Raw genomic sequence first — 20,115 nt, 5'->3', positions numbered from 1 at the left:
GCAACACTCCTTCGTCTTCCCCGTTCTGCTTGCGGGTCTAGCCACCGGAAGCAGGGCGCGGGTGCATCACCGCCCGCTGACGCTCTTGCTGGAGAAACTTCATGATGATCGGCGCGACGGCCTCGGCGCGGGTAATCAGGAACAAATGACCGTCGTCGATAATATGTAGCTGGGCGTTGGGAATTCGCCAGGCCAGCAGGCGCATGTTGATCAAGGGAATCAGCGGGTCGTCGTCGCCTGCCAGCACCAGGGTCGGTTGGCGGATCTTGTGCAGCCAATGGATGCTGGTCCAGCCAAGGCCGGCGAACAGCTGCCAGTAATAGCCCATCTTGCCGCCCGAGCGGACCTTGGCTGCATGGTGCAGGGCCAGGTCCGGGTCACGGCGAAAGGCGCCACCGTAGATCAGCGGCGCGATGCGGATGACATGCGATGGCTGCACGTAGCGCCGCGGGCTAGCCATCATCCACAGTACCTTGGGCTTGCCCGGCACCATGAAGGCCCCGGCGGCGGTGGCGGCCAGCACCAGCTTCTTGCAGCGCTCGGGATAGTCGTGGGCGAACTGCTGAGCCAGGGCGCCGCCCCAGGACACCCCGACGGCATCGACCTGGCCGTAGTCGAGGTAGTCGAGCATGCGCGCGGTGAGCTTGGCCAAGCCCGGAAAGCGATAGGGATGGCGTGGTGTCGATGAGCCACCGACCCCCGGCACATCGAATGCGATGACCTCTAGATCAGGGTCGAGCGCTTCGATGAAGGGAAACACCAACTCCAGGTTGGCGCCGATACCATTGAAGATCAGCAGTGGCGTCAGGTGGGGCTTGCCGGGACGTACGGCGGTGCGAATGGATTGGCCATCCAGTTCGACGGTCCTGAAAACATAGGGTTGCGGCATGCACATGACTCTGTGTTGGGTAAAGCGCCGTGGCGCCGTTAGGCCACCACGGCGGCAAGGCTCAACGTTCGTGAACGTAGGTCCCTGGCGCGGACTCGCCGACGGTATAGGTGCGGTTACCCAAACGTGTCGGCGCTTTCTTCAGCTCACCGGCGCGTTCGCTCAGCCAGGCCTGCCAGTGCAGCCACCAGGAGTCGACGTGCTTGACGGCGTTCTCCTGCCAGGCCAACGGGTCGCCTGGGCGGTCGACGCCGGTCATGAAGCGTGCCTTGGGGTTGCCTGGCGGGTTGAGGATGCTCTGGATGTGACCGCTGTTGGACAGCACGAACTCGATCTTGCCGCCAAACAGGTGTGCTGAGCGATAGCACGACGGCCACGGGGTGATGTGGTCGTTGGTGCCGGCCACGCTATAGATGTCGCATTGCACCTGCTTCAGGTCGATGGCGGTGCCGCAGACTTCCAGCGCGTTGGCACGGGTCAGCGGGTTGCTCTTGAACATCTCGATCAGGTCGCCGTGGAAAGCGGCGGGCAGGCGCGTAGTGTCGTTGTTCCAGAACAGGATATCGAACACCGGTGGTTCGTTGCCCAGCAGATAGTTGTTGACCCAGTAGTTCCAGATCAGGTCATTGGGCCGCATCCAGGCGAACACCTTGGCCATGTCGCTGCCTTCCAGGACGCCGGCCTGGTAAGAGTGGCGTTTGGCCGCTTCCAAGGTCTGTTCATCGACGAACAGCGCCACCTCGGTGTCGATCGTGGTATCGAGCACGCTCACCAGCAAGGTCAGGGCGTTGACCTTGTTCTCGCCCAGGGCGGCGTAGTGGCCGACCAGTGCGGTGCAGGTGATGCCGCCCGAGCATGCGCCGAGGATGTTCAGGTCCTTGCTGCCGGTGATCGCCAGCACGGCATCGACTGCCTCCTTGAGGGCATCGATGTAGGTCGACAGACCCCATTCCCGCTGGGCTTTGGTTGGGTTGCGCCAGCTGATCATGAAGGTCTGCTGGCTGGAGCGCAGACAAAAGCGCGTCAGGCTTTTTTCCGGGCTCAGGTCGAAGACATAGAACTTGTTGATTTGCGGTGGCACCACCAACAAGGGGCGCGAATGCACTTGTTCGGTGATCGGTCGATACTGGATCAGCTCCAGCACGTCGTTGCGGAACACCACCGAACCTTCACTGGTGCCCAGGTTCTTGCCGACCTCGAAGGCATCCATGTTCACCTGGCTGGGCATGCCACCGTTGTTGACCAGGTCCTTGGCCAGGTTGGACAGGCCATCGAGCAGGCTCTTGCCACCGGTCTCGAAGAAGCGCTTGACGGCGGCCGGGTTGGACAAGGTATTGGTCGGCGCCAAGGCTTCGGTCATCAGATTGATGACGAACTGGCCACGGCTGATGTCCTGGGGCGGTAGGTCGCTATTGCCAATCCAGTCATGCAGTTCCTTGCGCCAGGCCAGGTAGGTCTGCAGGTAGCGGCGGTACAGAGGGTTGTGTGCCCACGCCGGGTCGCTGAAACGGCGGTCGTCGCCGGCAGGCTGCAGGCTCGACTTGCCCAGCAGCACGTTCTTCAGCTCCATGCCGAAATGCGCCGCGTGCTTGGCACTCAAGAGGGGCTGGCGTACGGCCTGACGCAGCACGGTGCGTGCCGAGCTGAGCAGGTCCTTGCGGCGGATGCCGATGATCGGGTTCAGGCCGAGAGTGTTCGCCGAGGCCTGCCGCTGCAACTCATCGTTGTTCTTGTTACTCATCTACGACGCTCCGTTGTCCTGAGACGAGTACCGGTCGTTCTGCCCGGTACTGCTACTCGGGTTACCAGTGATAAGAAACAGCGGTGTTACTGAGGATTCCGTACAGGACGGCAGGTGATTCCAGTTCCATTGGTTACCCGACTTTGCTCGAATGCGCAAGACTGCCTGTCTGTAAGGCATTCAAACAAATGGCATTAGAAAATGCGCTCTAAATTGAGAAACTGTTGTTTCAGAGCATCAGTTTGACGACCGATTCGGACGGATCGCGGGCCTTTCCGGCCTTGTGGAGTTCGTCGAGGTAATCGGCCCACAACTGTTCCTGGCGCAGGCACAACTGTTCGAGGTATTCCCAGGTGAACAGGCCGCTGTCGTGGCCATCATCGAAGGTCAGCTTGAGCGCGTACTGGCCGGCTGGCTCCAGGCCGCTGAGGCCGACGTTGAGCTTGCCGTATTGCAGGATCGGGTTGCCGTGGCCCTGGACCTCGGCGGAGGGAGAGTGCACGCGCAGGAATTCGGCGGGCAAGTGGTACACCTCGCCGGGGGCGTAGGTCAGCGTGAGGGTTTTCGAGGCTTTGTGCAGGTTGATGGCGGTGGGCAGGCGGGCCATGGGGATCTCTCCTGAGCGTCAAGCTACAAGCTTCAAGCTACAGGAAGTGATATTCAAGCGACCGTGAACATTTTTTGGAATCGAAGCGCTGCAAGCGACGCAGCCCAGCTTGTCGCTTGCAGCTCGCAGCTTGCCGCTTACAGGATGTACCGCGACAGGTCTTCGTTCTGCGCCAGTTCACCCAGGTGGCCGTTGACGTAGGCGGCATCGATGCGGATCGGTGCTTCGTCGTGGGCGCTGGCCAGGTCACCGGCACTGAACGACACCTCTTCGAGCAGGCGCTCGAGCAGGGTGTGCAGGCGGCGGGCACCGATGTTCTCGGTCTTTTCGTTGACCTGATAGGCGATTTCGGCCAGACGCTTGATGCCATCCTCGGCGAACTCGATATTCAGGCCTTCGGTCTTGAGCAAGGCCTGGTACTGTTCGGTCAGCGAGGCGTGCGGCTCTTGCAGGATGCGCTCGAAGTCTTCCGGAGTCAGGGCCTTGAGCTCGACGCGGATCGGCAGGCGACCTTGCAGTTCGGGCACCAGGTCGCTCGGCTTGCTCAGGTGGAAAGCACCCGAAGCGATGAACAGGATGTGGTCGGTCTTGACCATGCCCAGCTTGGTGTTGACCGTGCAGCCTTCGATCAGTGGCAGCAGGTCACGCTGAACGCCCTCGCGGGAGACATCGGCGCCGCCGACGTTGCCACGCTTGGCCACCTTGTCGATCTCGTCGATGAACACGATGCCATGCTGCTCGACCGCTTCCAGGGCCTTGGCCTTGAGCTCCTCGTCGTTGACCAGGCGGCTGGCTTCTTCGTCGCGGACCATCTTCAGCGCATCCTTGACCTTGAGCTTGCGCGCCTTGCGCTTGCCCTTGCCCATGTTGGCGAACAGGCTCTGCAGCTGGTTGGTCATCTCTTCCATGCCGGGTGGCGCGGCGATCTCGACGCCGACGTTGTCGGCGACTTCGATTTCGATTTCCTTGTCGTCCAGCTGGCCTTCGCGCAGACGCTTGCGGAACAGCTGGCGGGTGTTGGAGTCGGTGCTGGTCTGCGCGGCTTCCTCGCTGAAGCTGCTGACCCGGGCCTGGGGCAGCAGGGCGTCGAGGATGCGGTCCTCGGCGGCGTCTTCGGCGCGGTGGCGCACGCGGATGATTTCCTGCTCACGCAGCATCTTCAGCGCTGCGTCGGCCAGATCGCGGATGATCGACTCGACGTCGCGACCGACGTAGCCGACTTCGGTGAACTTGGTCGCTTCGACCTTGAGGAAAGGTGCGTTGGCCAGTTTGGCCAGGCGACGGGCGATCTCGGTCTTGCCGACACCGGTGGGGCCGATCATCAGGATGTTCTTGGGGGTCACCTCGGCGCGCAGCTCGACGGGAAGCTGCATGCGCCGCCAGCGGTTGCGCAGGGCGATGGCCACGGCGCGCTTGGCGTCATCCTGGCCGATGATGTGGCGGTTGAGTTCGTGGACGATCTCGCGGGGGGTCATGGACATGATGAAAATGGTCCTCGAGCGGAGTATTCAGTGTGGAAAAGTCCCGCTGCGAGCGGGACGCCAAAACAACTGATTTACTCGGCCAGGTCCTGCTCCTCGATGGTCAGGTTGTGGTTGGTGAACACGCAGATGTCACCAGCGATGTTCAGGGCGGTTTCGGCGATTTCCCGAGCCGAGAGATCGGTCTTGTTCAAAAGAGCGCGGGCCGCGGCCTGGGCGTAAGCGCCACCGGAACCCATGGCGATCAGGCCGTCCTCGGGCTCGACCACGTCACCGTTGCCGGTGATGATCAGCGAGGCGTCCTTGTTGGCCACTGCCAGCATGGCTTCCAGACGGCTCAGGGAACGGTCGGTACGCCATTCCTTGGCCAGTTCGACGGCGGCACGGATCAGGTGGCCCTGGTGTTTCTCGAGCTGTCCTTCGAAACGTTCGAACAGGGTGAAGGCGTCGGCGGTGGCACCGGCGAAACCGGCGATGACCTGGCCGTGGTACAGGCGACGGACCTTCTTGGCGTTGCCTTTCATCACGGTGTTGCCGAGGGATACCTGGCCGTCGCCGCCCATGACGACTTTGCCGTTACGGCGGACAGAAACGATGGTGGTCAAGGGAGAGTCTCCACGCAGCGGGGCGAAAATGCCTGATGCAGACTCATATGGGGGGAGGGGGGAAGAGTTTCAAGCTTCAAGCTGCAAGCACCAAGAAAAAGCAGATCGGCGGGACCGGCTTCTTCTTGCGGCTTGCAGCTTGCCGCTTCCCTTCAAGCCTCGTGGCAGATGTGCCCATCGACCAAGGTATAGCGCACCGCGCCCGGTAGGCAGTGGCCGATGAACGGGCAGTTCTCGCCGCGTGACAGCCAGCGTTCGCCGGCCACGGTGGACGCTTTGGCATCGAACAGCACCAGATCGGCCGGGCCGCCGACCTTGAGCTCGCCCGCCGGCAGGCGCATGGCTGCAGCCGGGCCGCTGCTAAGGCGGGCCAGCAGGGTCGGCAGGTCGAGCAGGCCGTCCTCGACCAGGGTCATGGCCAGCGGCAGTAGCAGCTCGACACTGCTGATGCCAGGCTCGGTGGCGCCGAACGGCGCTAGCTTGGCATCGCGCTCGTGGGGCTGGTGATGGCTGGCGATCGCCTGGATCACACCTGACTTCACCGCTTCGCGCAGGCCGTCACGGTCGGCAGCGGTGCGCAGTGGCGGTTGCACGTGGTACAGGCTGGAGAACTCACGCAGCGACTCGTCGGTGAGAATCAACTGATACAGCGCCACGTCGGCGGTCACAGGCAGGCCCAGTTCCTGGGCCTGGGCGATCAGCCGTGCGCCGCGGGCGCTGGTGATCTGGGTGAAATGCGCGCGGACGCCGGTTTGTTCGACCAGCAGCAGATTGCGCGCCAAGGCCACGGTTTCGGCGGTTTCGGGGATGCCCGGCAAGCCGAGGAAGCTGGCCATGGCGCCTTCGTGGGCCAGGCCACCCTGGGCCAGGTCGCGGTCCTGGGAGTGGAACACCACGGTCAGGTCGAACGTGGCGGCGTACTCCAGGGCCCGGGCCAGGGTGCGGTTGTTGGGGATTTCCTTGAGGCCGTTGCCGAAGGCCACGCAGCCGGTATCGCGCAGGGCTACCAGTTCGGCCAACTGCTCGCCTTCCAGGCCCTTGGTCAGCGCGCCAATCGGGTAGACCTTGCTGTTGCCGGCCTCGCGGGCGCGGTCGAGGATCAGCTCCGCTACCGCCGAGGTGTCCAGGATCGGTTTGGTCTGCGGCGGGCAGCACAGGCTGGTGACACCGCCGGCCACGGCGGCCCGGGTTTCGCTGGCGATGGTGCCCTTGCGGCTGTAGCCGGGCTCGCGCAGCGACACGCCCAGGTCGACCAGGCCGGGGGCGGCGATCAGGCCACTGGCCTCGATCGTGCGATGGGCGCTGAAACCGGCCGGGGCGGCGCCGATAGCGGTAATACGACCGCCATCGAGGTGCAGGTCGGTGACTTGGTCCAGGCCGCTGTTGGGATCGATGACCCGGGCGCCGAGAATACTGATGTTCACTGGGCGTTCTCCTGGTCGAACTGACGTTGTGCGTTTTGCCCGCTCATGGCCATCGACAGTACCGCCATGCGCACGGCGATGCCGTAGGTGACCTGGTTGAGGATCACCGAGTGGGCGCCGTCGGCCACCGCCGATTCGATTTCCACGCCGCGGTTGATCGGGCCAGGGTGCATGACGATGGCATCGGGCTTGGCCGCGGCCAGACGTGCGGTAGTCAGGCCGAACAGGCGGTAGAACTCGCCCTCGCTGGGCAGCAGGCCACCGGCCATGCGCTCACGCTGCAGGCGCAGCATGATCACCACGTCGACATCCTTGAGGCCTTCGGCGAGGTCGGTGAATACCTTCACGCCGTACTGCTCGATGCCGATCGGGATCAGGGTCTTCGGCCCGATCACGCGGATGTCCGGGCAACCCAGTGCCTTGAGCGCCAGCATGTCGGAGCGCGCCACCCGCGAATGCAGAATATCGCCGACGATCGCCACCGATAGATTCTCGAAGCTGCCCTTGTGCCGGCGAATGGTCAGCATGTCCAGCATGCCCTGGGTCGGGTGCGCGTGACGACCGTCACCGCCGTTGATCACAGCTACGTCGGGGCACACGTGCTCGGCGATGAAGTGCGCGGCACCGGAGTCGGAGTGGCGCACGACGAACATGTCGGCGGCCATGGCCTCAAGGTTACGCAAGGTGTCGAACAGGGTCTCGCCCTTGCTGGTCGAGGAGGTCGATACGTTGAGGCTGATCACGTCGGCGGACAGGCGTTGGGCTGCCAGCTCGAAGGTGGTGCGGGTACGGGTCGAGTTCTCGAAGAACACGTTGCACACGGTCTTGCCGCGCAGCAGCGGGACTTTTTTCACGGCCCGGGCGCCGACTTCGAGGAACGAGTCGGCGGTGTCGAGGATCTCGGTGAGCAGTTCGCGGGGCAAACCGTCGAGCGAGAGGAAGTGGCGCAGCTGGCCCTGGTCATTGAGCTGCAGCGGGCGCTTGGCGTCGATTGGCGTCATCGCGGGGGACTCTTTCAAAGGGCGGAGGCAGAAGCGAGGTCCTGGCGCTCGAGTGCGAGCGGCGTGGGGCCGGTCAATTTTACCCGCTCATGGGCAGCCAGCGACAGGGTGGCACCCAGCACATTGGGACGGATCGGCAGCTCGCCGGCGTCCAGGTCGAGCAGGCAGACCAGCGTCACGCTGGCCGGGCGCCCGTAGTCGAACAGCTCGTTGAGCGCGGCGCGGATGGTGCGTCCGCTCATCAGTACGTCATCGACCAGCACCAGGTGCTGGCCTTCCACCTCGAACGGCAGTTCCGAAGGTTGTACCTGCGGGTGCAAACCGTTCTGGCTGAAGTCGTCACGGTAGAACGATACGTCGAGCACGCCCATCGGGCTGCTGTCGGCCATCTCCTGCTGCAGGGCCTGGGCGACCCAGACGCCGCCGGTGCGGATGCCTATATAGCGGGGTTCGCCGATGCCGCGGCGGGCCAGGTGGGCGCGAAGGTCGACGGCCATCTGCCGGATCAGCTCGGCGGGATTGGGTAGGCTCATTGCGTGCGGGCTCCAGTAAGTGGTCGCGCGCCGGGGTGGCCCGGCGCCAGCGGATTAAGTATTGGCCTCCAACCAGCCCTGCAGCAGCAGGGCGGCGGCGATGGCATCGACCGGATTGTCGCGATAGCTGCCGCGCTGGCCGCCCCGGGCCAGGCGTTCGCCCTTGGCCTCGAAGGTGGTCAGGCGTTCGTCGTGGGTATGTACCGGCAGGTTGAAGCGGCCGTTGAGGCGGCGGGCGAACTTTTCGGCGCGGGCGCTCATTTCGCTGGGAGTGCCGTCCATGTTCAGCGGCAGCCCGACGACGATGGCGTCGGGTTTCCATTCAGCGATGAGTTTTTCCACCTGGGCCCAGTCGGGCACGCCGTTCTGGGCCTTGAGCGTGCACAGCTCACGGGCCTGGCCGGTGACCACCTGGCCGACGGCCACGCCAATCTGTTTGCTGCCATAGTCGAAGCCCAGCAGTAGGCGCAGTTCGGCCATCAGGCGTGACCTGCCTGGCTGGTCAGCAGGCTCAGATTGATGCCCAGACTGGCGGCGGCGGCGTCGAGGCGGCGGTCGCTGGCCAGGTCGAAGATGATCTCGGGGTCGAACGGGCAGTTGAGCCAGGCGTTGTCGGCCAGCTCAGCCTCCAGCTGGCCGGCTTCCCAACCGGCGTAGCCGAGGGTGATCAGGCTCTGCTTGGGGCCTACGCCTTCGGCGATGGCGAACAGCACGTCCTGGGAGGTCGACAGCGACAGGCCCTGTAGCTCGATGGTGGCCTGGTAGGAGCACTCGCTGGTGTGCAGCACGAAACCACGATCGGTCTGCACCGGGCCTCCCTGGTAGATCGGCACTTGCAAGGTGCCGACCGGCGGTGCTTCGTCCGGACGCAACTGCTCGAGAATATCGCCGAGATTCAGTTCCTGGGGACGATTGATTACCAGGCCCATGGCGCCATTGGCGTTGTGCTCGACGATGTACGTGAGGGTCTGGGCGAAGTTCGGATCGGCCATGTGCGGCATGGCGATCAGGAACTGATGCTTGAGATAGCTCGGCGTGAGGGTTTTCATGGGAGATAGTGTGGCGCCAGGTGGCGAGGCTGACAAGGTGGTTGTGCGGCGTTCGGCGGGAGGTCTGCGGCGCTCGATCTCTGCCCCACCGCAAACCTCATCCCGAACGCCCCAACCATTCAATCAGTTGCTCGACAACCGGTCCCCCCGGGCAAAGCGCCAGGTGCGGATGATCTCCAGGCGGTCGAACTCGGCCAGGTCCCCGGTGAACGGCGCGAACGGTGCCGCCAGTCGCACGATGCGTTGCGCTGCCTGGTCGAGCACTGGCTGCCCGGACGATTCCAGCACCAGCACCTCGTACAACGAGCCGTCGCGGTTGATCGACACCATCATCCGCAGGTTGCCGTAGATCTGCTGGCGGCGAGCTTCATCCGGGTAGTTCAGATTGCCCACCCGCTCGACCTTCTTGCGCCACTCTTCCTTGTACCAGGCGCCCTTGTCGCGCATGGTCGAGGCGGCATTGATGCGATGAATGCGCGGGCGTTTGGCATATAGCTGTTGCTCGTTGGAAAGCTCCGCCTCTAGGCTGGCGATCTGGCTGGACAGCTGCGAGCTGTCAAAATCCGGCGTCGCCGCCGGCTTGGGTTGCGGCTTGCTTTCCTTGGGCTTGGTCTCGACCTTGTGCGGTTTCGCCGCCTGGGTCACCACGGCGGATTTCTTCGGCGTTGGCGGCGGAGCGACCTCGGGTCTGGGGGCCGGCGGCGGGGTGACCTTGTTGATCTTGCTGTCCTGGAACGGCGCCACCTCGGTGGTCTTGGGCACTGCCTTCTTCTCCAGCGTGCCGCTACCCTGCTGGTTGTCCTGGGCCTGGAAATCGGCCTTCTCGGGCGGTTTCTCGCTCTTGAAGGTGGCCAGGGTGATGTCCATGGTGTGACGGACCTGCGCCGGCTTGACCACGGCGAAGCCGACGCCAAGGATCAATGCCAGATGCACCAGCGCCGCCAGAAACAAGGTAAAGCCCAGCCGGTCCACCGGGCGAACGCGGGGTGGCAGCAGGTCGGCGGGGATATCGGCAGGCAGCGTCATCGGGTATCCAGCAACCGCAGGGCGGGGCAGTAGCTCAATCGAAAAGGACCGGCATCATACCCCACTCTGCGGTTTTGCTCCGCGTCGGTGGTCAGCGCGCCTGGAGCTTGCGATCAATGGCATCCATCAGCTTGCCACCGATATCGGTGTTGTAGGCGGCGTCGATCTCGCGGATGCAGGTGGGGCTGGTCACGTTGATTTCGGTGAGGTAATCGCCGATCACGTCGAGGCCGACGAACAGCAGGCCCTTCTCGCGCAAGGTCGGGCCGACCTGGGCGGCGATCCAGCGGTCGCGCTCGGTCAGCGGGCGAGCCTCGCCGCGACCGCCGGCAGCCAGGTTGCCGCGGGTCTCGCCGCTGGCCGGGATGCGTGCCAGGCAGTAGTCGACCGGCTCGCCGTCGATCATCAGGATACGTTTGTCGCCGTCGACGATCTGCGGCAGGTAGGCCTGCGCCATGATCTGCTGGCCGCCATGCTGGGTCAGTGTTTCGAGAATCACCGAGAGGTTGGGGTCGCCTGGGCGGTGGCGGAATACCGAGGTGCCGCCCATGCCATCGAGCGGTTTGAGGATCACATCGCCATGGGTGGTCGCGAATTCACGCAGAATGTCGGCGCGGCGGCTGACCAGGGTCGGCGCCATGCACTGCGGGAACTGGGTGGCGAACAGCTTCTCGTTGCAGTCGCGCAAGCTCTGCGGGCGGTTGACCACCAGCACCCCTTCGCGTTCGGCTTGCTCCAGCAGGTAGGTGCTGTAGACGAACTCCATGTCGAAGGGTGGGTCCTTGCGCATGAGGATCGCGTCCAGATCGGCCAGGGCGGCGTCCTGCTCCTCGCCCAGCTCGAACCAGCGTTGCGGGTCGGCGAACACCTTGAGCGGACGCATCTGCGCGCGGGCCTGGCCGGCGCCCAGGTAAAGGTCGCGCTGTTCCATGTAGAACAGGCTCCAGCCACGGGCCTGGGCGGCCAGCAGCATGGCCAGCGAACTGTCCTTCTTGTAGGAGATGGACGCGATGGGGTCCATGACAATGCCGAGGCGAACGCTCATGGGGTGGTTCCTCTTGGCGGCGCACGGCCGCGATCGATCGAAAGAAAAGTGGCTCAGGGTGGCGCCGTGGACGCCTCGGGTCAAGGGGCGCGGCAGATGGAATGGCCCCTCGGAGTGTGCTAAAAATGCAGCTGCAGGCTCTCAACCGCAAGCCTCGAGACAAGGGCCAGCCAAGCCCGGTGTGCTTTTTCTTGCAGATTGTCGCTTGCACCTTGCCGCTTATATCCACTGGTAGGCCTCTATGGAACAACCCCTGAAGGTGATGGTGATCGATGATTCCCGCACGATCCGCCGCACCGCGCAGATGTTGCTCGGCGAAGCGGGCTGCGAAGTGATCACCGCCAGCGATGGTTTCGATGCCCTGGCCAAGATCGTCGACCACCAGCCTCGGATCATCTTCGTCGATGTGCTGATGCCACGCCTGGATGGGTATCAGACCTGCGCCGTGATCAAGCACAACAGTACCTTCAAGGATATCCCGGTGATTCTCCTGTCCTCACGCGATGGCCTGTTCGACAAGGCCCGTGGCCGGGTGGTCGGCGCCGACCGGTTCCTGACCAAGCCTTTCGGCAAGGAAGAGCTGCTCGATGCGATCAGGGCCCACGTACCCGGTTTCGTCGCTCACGAACAACACGCACCCTGACCGCGCCCGCCCTGGCGCGGCCACTTTTTGCCTGATGGGGAAACAGCATGGCCCGAATTCTGATTGTCGACGACTCGCCGACAGAGATGTACCGACTGACCGCATGGCTGGAAAAGCACGGCCACCAAGTGTTCAAGGCCAACAACGGTGCCGACGGCGTGGCCTTGGCCCGCCAGGAGAAACCCGATGCGGTGCTCATGGACATCGTCATGCCTGGCATGAACGGTTTCCAGGCCACCCGCCAATTGAGCAAGGATCCGGAAACCAGCGCCATACCGGTGATCGTGGTCACCACCAAGGACCAGGAAACCGATCGCATCTGGGCCACGCGCCAGGGCGCCCGGGTGTTCTTGACCAAACCGGTGGAAGAGGATGCGCTGATCGCCAAGCTCAAAGAGGTGCTGGGCGCTTGACCACCCGCCCCCAAGGCGCGTCGCTGACCGCCTTCGAGCTGTTGCTGGACATCGATCGGCGTTGTCGCCTGCTGGTGGCCGACCAGCCGCCCCAGGACACTCGGATGCAGAGCTGGAGCGGCATTGGTTTTCGTGTCGCCGGACAGTGGTTCGTCGCGCCCATGGGCGAGGTCGCCGAGGTCCTGCGCGAGCCGCGCAGCAGTCGGGTGCCAGGCGTGCAGCCCTGGGTCTGCGGGGTAGCCAACTTGCGTGGGCGGTTGCTGCCGGTGATGGACCTGAGCAGTTTCTTCGGCCTTGGTCCGGCGGCGCCGGGCAAGCAGCGGCGGGTGTTGGTACTGGATCACGAAGATTTGTTCGTCGGCCTGCTGGTCGACGAGGTACTGGGTCTGCAGCACTTCGCCCTCAGCAGCCTTGAGTTATCGCCCCCGCAGCCACTGCTGCGGGCTGCCGCACGCTTCGTCCAGGGCCACTTCGCCCGCGAGCGCAACTGGGCGATCTTCAGCCCCTTCGCCCTGGCCCAGGCCCCGGGCTTTCTCGACGTGGCGCTATAGGACCTACCAACGTGAACAAGCCGGCCCCCACCGTCGTCGCGCCCTCAGGCATGACCCCGCGCACACGCAGCATCGCGCAGATCACCGTATTGTTCGTGATCCTGATCCTGTCGATCATCCTGCTGTTCGCCAACTTCGCCTATCTCAACACCCAGTCCAATCACGACAAGCAGTACATCGGCCATGCCGGCGAACTACGGGTGTTGTCCCAACGCATCGCCAAGAACGCCACCGAGGCGGCGGCCGGCAAGTCTCTGGCGTTCCGCTTGCTGTCCGATGCGCGCAACGATTTCGAGCGGCGCTGGGGCTATCTGCGCGAAGGCGACAAGTCCACGGGCCTGCCGGCGGCGCCGCCTGCGGTTCGTGATGAGATGGAAGCGGTGGGCCGTGACTGGGAGAACCTGCGCAAGAACACCGACACCATTCTCGCCAGCGAACAGACCGTGCTGTCACTGCACCAGGTGGCCGCGACCCTGGCCGAGACGGTGCCGCAGTTGCAGGTCGAGTACGAAAAGGTGGTGGAGATCCTCTTGCAGAGCGGTGCTCCTGCCAGCCAGGTGGCGGTCGCCCAGCGTCAGTTGCTGCTGGCCGAGCGTATTCTCGGCTCGGTCAACACCGTGCTCGCAGGCGATGACAGCGCCGCCCAGGCTGCCGATGCCTTCGGGCGTGACGCCAGCCGCTTCGGTCAGGTGCTCGATGGCATGCTCAACGGCAATGCGGCCATCCAGGTGAGCCGGGTGGCGGATGCCGATGCGCGGGCGCGTCTGAGCGAGATCGCCGAGTTGTTCCAGTTCGTCGCAGGCTCGGTGGACGAGATCCTCGAGACCTCGCCGGAACTGTTCCGCGTGCGTGAGGCGGCCGGCAACATCTTCAGCCTGTCGCAAACCCTGCTCGACGAGGCCTCGCACCTGGCCAACGGCTTCGAGAACCTGGCCGGTGGGCGCACTCTCGACACCGTCGGCGGCTATGCCCTGGGTCTGCTGGCCCTGGCCTCGATCATCCTCATCGGCTTGGTGATGGTGCGCGCCACCCATCGCCAACTGCGCGAAACCGCCGAGAAGAACGAACGCAATCAGCAAGCGATCATGCGCCTGCTCGACGAAATCGAAGAACTGGCCGATGGCGACCTGACGGTGACGGTGTCGGTGACCGAGGACTTCACCGGCGCCATCGCCGACTCGATCAACTACTCGGTCGACCAGTTGCGCGATCTGGTCGCCACCATCAACCACAGTGCCGTGCAGGTCGCCGCCGCCGTGCAGGATACGCAGAACACCGCCCGCCAGTTGGCCAAGGCGTCCGAGCACCAGGCCGAGCAGATCAGCGAAGCCTCCGAGGCGGTGGGCGACATGGTCGAGTCGATCGACCGGGTCTCGGCGCACGCCTACGAGTCGGCCAAGGTCGCCGAGCGCTCGGTGGCCATCGCCAACAAGGGTAACGAGGTGGTGCACAACACCATCAACGGCATGGACAACATCCGCGAACAGATCCAGGACACGGCCAAGCGCATCAAGCGCCTGGGTGAATCCTCCCAGGAGATCGGCGATATCGTCAGCCTGATCGACGATATCGCCGATCAGACCAACATCCTCGCCCTCAACGCGGCAATCCAGGCCTCCCTGGCCGGCGAAGCCGGGCGCGGTTTTGCCGTGGTCGCCGACGAGGTGCAGCGCCTGGCCGAGCGTTCGTCCTCGGCCACGCGGCAGATCGAGGCGCTGGTGCGCACCATTCAGGCCGACACCAACGAGGCGGTGATCTCCATGGAGCAGACCACCGCCGAGGTGGTGCGTGGCGCGCGGTTGGCCCAGGACGCCGGGGTGGCCTTGGCCGAGATCGAGGGCGTGTCGCAGAACCTGGCGGAGCTGATCCACAGCATTTCCGACGCCGCGCAATTGCAGACTTCCTCGGCCGGGCAGATTTCCCACACCATGGCGGTGATCCAGCAAATCACTGCGCAGACCTCGGCCGGCTCTGGCGCCACTGCCGACAGCATCCGCCACCTGGCACGCATGGCCAGCGAGATGCGCCGTTCGGTGTCCGGTTTCACCTTGCCCCCGCCGCCCGAGCCCCGTTGAGGAGTCGCCCATGGCTGTCGCCGCTGTAAGCCTCGAGCGCCACGAAACGGTCGCCCTGGCCTGGACCAAGGATGCCCTCCTCGACTGCCTGGGGCAGGCCCGCCAGGCCTTGGAACGCTTTGCCGCTGATACCGGCGATCTGTCCATGCTGGCTTTCGTGGTGGACAATCTGCATCAGGTGCAGGGTTGCCTGCGGATGCTCGAGCTGCAGGGGGCCGCGCGCCTGGCCGACGAACTGGAGCAGCTCGCCCGGGCGCTAGCAGATGGCCAGGTCAGCCCGCGTGGCGATTGCCTGGGGGCATTGTTTCGAGGCCTGGAGCAACTGCCGGCCTATCTGCAGCGACTGCGTGGGGCGCGCCACGACCTGCCTCTGGTGATGCTGCCGTTGATCAACCAGCTCAGGTCCTGCCGCGGCGTCGAGCCGATGGCCCAGGGCAGTCTGGTCGGCGAGGCCGCGCAACGCCTGGCTGGCGAGGATGACCTGGCCGACCTCGACCTGTCGCTGGGTGCCTGGCGTGAACAACTGCAGGCCGGACCCGGGCGTGATGCGTTGCGCTCGGTGGTGGTGGCGTTGTGCGACGATCTGATGCGCATCAAGGAGCGCCTCGACCAGCAACCCGCGCACCTGGAGCAACTGCTGGCACCGCTGCGCCACGTTGCCGATACCCTGGCGGTACTGGGCTTCCAGCAACCGCGGCGGGTGATCATCGACCAGGTGTTGGCCTTGCAGGCGCTGGCCCAAACCGAACGCGAGCCCGGCGATGCGGTGCTGATGGACGTGGCGGGGGCGCTGCTCTACGTCGAAGCCACCCTCAACGGCATGGTCGGCCAGATGGAGCAGAGTGGCCAAGGCAACCTGCCGGGCTCGGATTTGGTCGAGATCCGCCAGGTGGTGCTGGAAGAAGCGCTGGCCGTGCTGCATCAGGCCAAGGAGTTGATCGGCGATTGCCTGGAGTCCGGCTGGCCGCGCGAGCGCCTGCTGGCGCTACCGGGTTTGTTGCAGCAGGTGCGTGGAGCCCTGACGATGTTGATGCTGCCGGCTGCAGCGGAGCTGTTTGGCGGCTGCGCGTCCTACGTGCAGGGCTGGTTGCAGCACCTCGAGGAGGAGCCGCCGGACGACGAGTTGACCCACTTGGCCGAGGCCCTCAGTGCCGGTGAGTGCTACCTGCAGTGGCGCGTCGCCGACCCCCTGGCCGATGGCCAGCCGTTCGTCGAGCGGGCTCGTGTCAGCCTGGCGGCCCTGGGCGTGCCGTGTCTGGTCGACAGCTCGATCGCCTTGCCGGCAGCGGGCAAGATCGCCACGCCGGATGCGCCAGAGCCGAGCGCCTCGATCGATGGGTTGGACCGGCAGTTGCTGGACATTTTCCGCCATGAGGCGCTGGGTCACCTGGCCAGTGTCGAGGCGTTCCTCGCCCAGGCCAGCGGCGACGATGCCGCGGTCGACGATAGCCTGCAGCGTGCCTTGCACACGCTCAAGGGCAGCGCCGGCATGGCTGGGGTTTTGCCGATCGCCGAGTTGGCGGCCGCCTTCGACCGCTTGGTGCGGGAATATCGCAGCCACCAGGTGACATTGCACCAGGGCGAGCTCAAGTACTTGGCGGTGGCGCTCGATCTGTTCCAGGCTGGCCTGGAGCAACTGCACGTCACACCGTTGGCGCCGATTCCTGGGGCCGCCGAGTTGATCGAGCAGGTCGACCGGGCCCTGGAGGCGCACTTCGGTACGTCTACCGAAACCCGTACCGAGAAGCGCCGTCGCGACCCGCAGCAGACGGCACGATTCCTTGGCCAGGCCATGGACATCCTTCTCGATGCCGAATCACTGTTGTCCGATTGGCAGGAGCAACCCGGCCAACGCCAGGCACTGGAGCCGCTGCTGGAGCAGTTGACGACCTTGGGGCATGCGGCTCACCTGGCCGATCTGTGGGCGATGGATGAAGTCTGCGAAGCGTTGCTCGACCTCTATGGCGCGGTGGAAGAGGGCAGCCTGGCCGCCGACGCTCGGTTCTTCGCCCAGGCCCAGCAAGCGCACGAGACACTGATCGACATGCTCGACGAGCTGGCTGCCGGTCAGGAGCCGACGGTGCGCAGGGCCACTGTAGAGGCCCTGCGCGGGCTGCTCGACGAGGGGTTGGCGCCAGATGCGATGGGCGTGGTCGGTGCGACTGGCGTGACTTCGCTCGACCCCATCGATGGCGTTGCCCAAGTCATTGACGAGGACCCGCAGAGTCCAGGTGACAAGGCGTTGATGGATGTCTTCCTGGAAGAGAGCGCCGACATCGTGGAGAGCGCCGCGAGTGCGCTGGCGCGTTGGCAGGCCGACCCACGCAATGGCGCCGAGGTAGAGAACCTCATGCGCGACCTGCACACCCTCAAAGGCGTGGCGCGCATGGTCGAGATCAGCGCCATTGGCGATCTTGCCCACGAACTGGAGTTTCTCTACGAGCTGCTGGCGGCGGGTCGCCTGCCGCCGACTCCGGCGCTGTTCTCGTTGCTGCAGAACTGCCATGACCGCCTGGCGCACATGCTCGATGCCGTGCGCCTGGGGCAGCCGTTACACGCTGCCACGGCGCTGATCGACTACATCCGCAACTTCAGCAGCGCCGCCCTGGCCGACAGCGTGGCGGCCCAGGCACCGACCGAGGCGGCACCTGCCGAAGCCCCGACGACATCGCCCGAGCGCGCGGCCGGTGACATGGTCAAGGTCGATGCCGAGTTGCTCGACGATCTGGGCAACCTGGCTGGTGAGCACTCGGTGATTCGCGGGCGCATCGAGCAGCAGGTCAACGATGCGCAGTTCGCCCTCAGCGAAATGGATACCACCCTCGAGCGCATGCGCGACCAGCTGCTGCGCCTGGACATCGAGACCCAAGGCCGCATCACCAGCCGTCAGCCCTTCGAAAGCGATGCCTACGAAGACTTCGACCCGTTGGAGATGGATCGCCATTCGCAGTTGCAGCAATTGTCGCGGGCACTGTTCGAGTCGGCGTCTGACCTTATCGAACTGAAGGAAACCCTGGCCCAGCGCGCTCAGGAAACACAAGGCCTGTTGCAGCAGCAGGCGCGGGTCAACAGCCAGTTGCAGGAGGGCCTGACCGCCACCTTGATGGTGCCGTTCGAGCGCCTGGTGCCGCGCCTGCAGCGGGTGGTGCGGCAGGTGGCCAGCGAGCTGGGCAAGCAGGTCGAACTGGTGGTCGGCAACGCCGAGGGCGAGCTGGACCGCAGCGTGCTCGAACGCATGGTCGCGCCCCTCGAACACATGCTGCGCAATGCCGTCGACCATGGCCTGGAGTCGCGACAGGCGCGCTTGGCGGCGGGCAAGCCGGAGCAGGGCACCATCCACTTGAACCTGCTGCACGAGGGCGCCGACATCGTCATCGAGATGATCGACGATGGCGCCGGCGTGCCGCTGGAGGCCGTGCGCCGCAAGGCGATCAAGCGTGGCCTGCTGGATCCGGCGGCGCAGCTGAGTGACCACGAGATCCTTCAGTTCATCCTGCGCCCAGGCTTCTCCACCGCGGAGAAGATCACCCAGATCTCCGGTCGTGGTCTGGGCATGGACGTGGTGCACGAGGAGGTCAAGCAACTGGGCGGCTCGATGACCATCGAGTCGGCCCAGGGCAAGGGGGCGCGCTTTCTGATTCGCCTGCCGTTCACGGTTTCGATCAACCGTGCCGTGATGGTGCACCTGGGCGAAGAGCAATACGCCATCCCGCTCAACACCATCGAGGGCATCGTGCGGGTGCCGCCTGGCGAGCTCGAAGCCTGCTACCAGCTGGACTCGCCGCGCTACACCTACGCCGGTTACGAGTACCAGCTGCGTTACCTGGGCGAGCTGGTGCAGGGTGTGCCTAGGCCGACCCTGTTGGGCCAGCGCGTGCCATTGCCGGTGCTGCTGGTGCATTCCCAGGAGCAGTCGTTCGCCATCCAGGTCGACAGCCTGTCACCGAGCCGGGAAATCGTGGTCAAGAGCCTGGGGCCGCAGTTCGCTGCCGTTGCCGGGTTGTCTGGCGCGACCTTGCTGGGGGATGGTCGGGTGGTGCTGATTCTCGACCTGCTCGGTCAGTTGCGTGGCCAGCAGCGCCGGCTGGCACGCCTGCCCGGTGGCAGCGGGGTGCAGCGCACGCTGTTCGGGCCGGCGCCACGGCGGCCGTTGTTGGTGATGGTGGTGGATGACTCGGTGACCGTGCGCAAGGTCACCAGCCGGCTGCTCGAGCGCCATGGCATGAGCGTGCTGACGGCCAAGGACGGCGTCGACGCCATGGCGCAATTGGATGTCCATCGCCCCGATATACTGCTGCTGGATATCGAGATGCCGCGCATGGACGGCTTCGAGGTGGCGACGCGCATTCGTGGTGATGCCCGCCTCAAGGACCTGCCGATCATCATGATCACCTCGCGTACCGGCCAGAAGCACCGTGAGCGGGCCATGGCCATCGGCGTCAACGACTACCTCGGCAAGCCCTACCAGGAATCGGTGGTGTTGCAGAGCATCGCCCATTGGAGCCAGCAGCATGCTTGAAATGATCGCCGGTCAGCGCAGCACCCTCACCGGTCTGTTGCTGCCGCTGGGTGACCGCACTCTGGTATTGCCGAACGTCGCCGTGGCCGAGTTGATCGGCCAGCGCAATCTGGCATGCCAGCCAGGGCAGCCGGCCTGGCACCTGGGCTGGATCGACTGGCGGCAGCAGCGCCTGCCGCTGATCGGTTTCGAAACCGCATGCGGTGGCGAGACGCCTTGTGGCGAGCGGGCCCGTATCGTCGTGCTCAATGCCCTGGGCGACACGGGACTGCGCTACCTGGCCGTGCTACTGCAGGACATCCCGCGCTCGTGCAAACTCGACAGCCAGCTCAACTATGTGGATGTGGCGTTGGGCAGCCTTGAGCTGGCGGCGGTGCAGGTGGGCGACCAGATTGCGCGAGTGCCGGATCTGGTGGGCTTGGAAAGATTGGTGCGTGACGCGGATCTGCAATCTGGGTTTGGGTAGGATGGGGTCTGTGCGGGCCTCTTCGCGGGCACGCTCCATGTCAGGAA

18 protein-coding genes are annotated in these 20,115 nt (G+C 64.8%); 6 read left to right on the top strand and 12 right to left on the bottom strand.

What is annotated here, in order from left to right:
* Positions 1-37: 37 nt before the first annotated feature.
* The 12 genes from phaZ to gshB form a co-directional block, all read right to left on the bottom strand.
* Positions 38-889, bottom strand: coding sequence for a poly(3-hydroxyalkanoate) depolymerase (gene phaZ, locus E2H86_RS03745; protein ID WP_133324846.1), 852 nt, complete (start codon positions 887-889; stop codon positions 38-40).
* 61 nt (positions 890-950) lie between these two features.
* Positions 951-2,630 carry a class II poly(R)-hydroxyalkanoic acid synthase gene (gene phaC / locus E2H86_RS03740; RefSeq protein ID WP_133324844.1) on the bottom strand — a complete coding sequence of 560 codons (1,680 nt, stop codon included), beginning with the start codon at positions 2,628-2,630 and terminating at the stop codon, positions 951-953.
* A gap of 229 nt (positions 2,631-2,859) precedes the next feature.
* Positions 2,860-3,237: a gamma-butyrobetaine hydroxylase-like domain-containing protein gene (locus E2H86_RS03735; protein WP_133324842.1), complete on the bottom strand. Its 378-nt coding sequence runs from the start codon at positions 3,235-3,237 to the stop codon at positions 2,860-2,862.
* 137 nt (positions 3,238-3,374) lie between these two features.
* Entirely contained in the window at positions 3,375-4,718 is a 1,344-nt protein-coding gene (gene hslU, locus E2H86_RS03730) for an ATP-dependent protease ATPase subunit HslU (RefSeq protein WP_133324840.1), read from the bottom strand.
* Positions 4,719-4,792: 74 nt separating this feature from the next.
* On the bottom strand, positions 4,793-5,323 hold the full coding sequence (hslV, locus tag E2H86_RS03725) for an ATP-dependent protease subunit HslV (RefSeq protein WP_023533032.1): 531 nt from the start codon (positions 5,321-5,323) through the stop codon (positions 4,793-4,795).
* 152 nt (positions 5,324-5,475) lie between these two features.
* Positions 5,476-6,747, bottom strand: coding sequence for a dihydroorotase (locus E2H86_RS03720; protein WP_133324838.1), 1,272 nt, complete (start codon positions 6,745-6,747; stop codon positions 5,476-5,478).
* Positions 6,744-7,748 (bottom strand): aspartate carbamoyltransferase catalytic subunit, encoded by a 1,005-nt coding sequence (locus E2H86_RS03715; RefSeq protein ID WP_133324836.1) that lies wholly within the window; start codon positions 7,746-7,748, stop codon positions 6,744-6,746. The genes E2H86_RS03720 and E2H86_RS03715 overlap by 4 nt, the downstream gene beginning before the upstream one ends.
* Positions 7,749-7,762: 14 nt before the next feature.
* The gene (pyrR, locus tag E2H86_RS03710; protein WP_133324834.1) at positions 7,763-8,281 is read right to left on the bottom strand and encodes a bifunctional pyr operon transcriptional regulator/uracil phosphoribosyltransferase PyrR; all 519 of its coding nucleotides are present in this window, start codon (positions 8,279-8,281) and stop codon (positions 7,763-7,765) included.
* A 54-nt stretch (positions 8,282-8,335) separates the two neighbouring features.
* A complete protein-coding gene (ruvX, locus tag E2H86_RS03705) occupies positions 8,336-8,761 on the bottom strand; it encodes a Holliday junction resolvase RuvX (protein WP_054900324.1) in 426 nt (141 codons plus the stop codon).
* Positions 8,761-9,330, bottom strand: a complete 570-nt coding sequence (locus tag E2H86_RS03700; RefSeq protein ID WP_133324832.1) for a YqgE/AlgH family protein — start codon at positions 9,328-9,330, stop codon at positions 8,761-8,763. Before E2H86_RS03700 ends, ruvX begins: the two co-directional genes overlap by 1 nt.
* Before the next feature lie 123 nt (positions 9,331-9,453).
* Positions 9,454-10,356 carry an energy transducer TonB gene (locus E2H86_RS03695; protein ID WP_133324830.1) on the bottom strand — a complete coding sequence of 301 codons (903 nt, stop codon included), beginning with the start codon at positions 10,354-10,356 and terminating at the stop codon, positions 9,454-9,456.
* Between the two features lie 91 nt (positions 10,357-10,447).
* Entirely contained in the window at positions 10,448-11,401 is a 954-nt protein-coding gene (gene gshB / locus E2H86_RS03690) for a glutathione synthase (RefSeq protein ID WP_133324828.1), read from the bottom strand.
* 241 nt (positions 11,402-11,642) lie between these two features.
* On the opposite strand from gshB, the gene E2H86_RS03685 reads away from it, so the two are divergent.
* From E2H86_RS03685 to E2H86_RS03660, 6 genes are read left to right on the top strand one after another with little or no spacing between them, the layout of a single operon-like run.
* Positions 11,643-12,044 carry a response regulator gene (locus E2H86_RS03685; protein WP_133324826.1) on the top strand — a complete coding sequence of 134 codons (402 nt, stop codon included), beginning with the start codon at positions 11,643-11,645 and terminating at the stop codon, positions 12,042-12,044.
* A gap of 47 nt (positions 12,045-12,091) precedes the next feature.
* On the top strand, positions 12,092-12,457 hold the full coding sequence (pilH, locus tag E2H86_RS03680; protein ID WP_133324824.1) for a twitching motility response regulator PilH: 366 nt from the start codon (positions 12,092-12,094) through the stop codon (positions 12,455-12,457).
* Positions 12,454-13,008: a chemotaxis protein CheW gene (locus tag E2H86_RS03675; protein WP_133324822.1), complete on the top strand. Its 555-nt coding sequence runs from the start codon at positions 12,454-12,456 to the stop codon at positions 13,006-13,008. Before pilH ends, E2H86_RS03675 begins: the two co-directional genes overlap by 4 nt.
* A 50-nt stretch (positions 13,009-13,058) precedes the next feature.
* The gene (locus E2H86_RS03670; protein WP_230385187.1) at positions 13,059-15,083 is read left to right on the top strand and encodes a methyl-accepting chemotaxis protein; all 2,025 of its coding nucleotides are present in this window, start codon (positions 13,059-13,061) and stop codon (positions 15,081-15,083) included.
* Between the two features lie 10 nt (positions 15,084-15,093).
* Entirely contained in the window at positions 15,094-19,602 is a 4,509-nt protein-coding gene (locus E2H86_RS03665) for a hybrid sensor histidine kinase/response regulator (protein ID WP_133324818.1), read from the top strand.
* Positions 19,595-20,068, top strand: coding sequence for a chemotaxis protein CheW (locus E2H86_RS03660; protein WP_133324816.1), 474 nt, complete (start codon positions 19,595-19,597; stop codon positions 20,066-20,068). Before E2H86_RS03665 ends, E2H86_RS03660 begins: the two co-directional genes overlap by 8 nt.
* Positions 20,069-20,115 lie beyond the last annotated feature (47 nt).

The organism is Pseudomonas putida (genome assembly GCF_004357765.1).
In the GTDB taxonomy this organism is placed as follows: Bacteria; Pseudomonadota; Gammaproteobacteria; order Pseudomonadales; family Pseudomonadaceae; genus Aquipseudomonas; species Aquipseudomonas putida_U.
The sequence above is the reverse complement of the archived record's forward strand: the minus strand, read 5'-3'. Positions and strand labels throughout refer to the sequence as shown.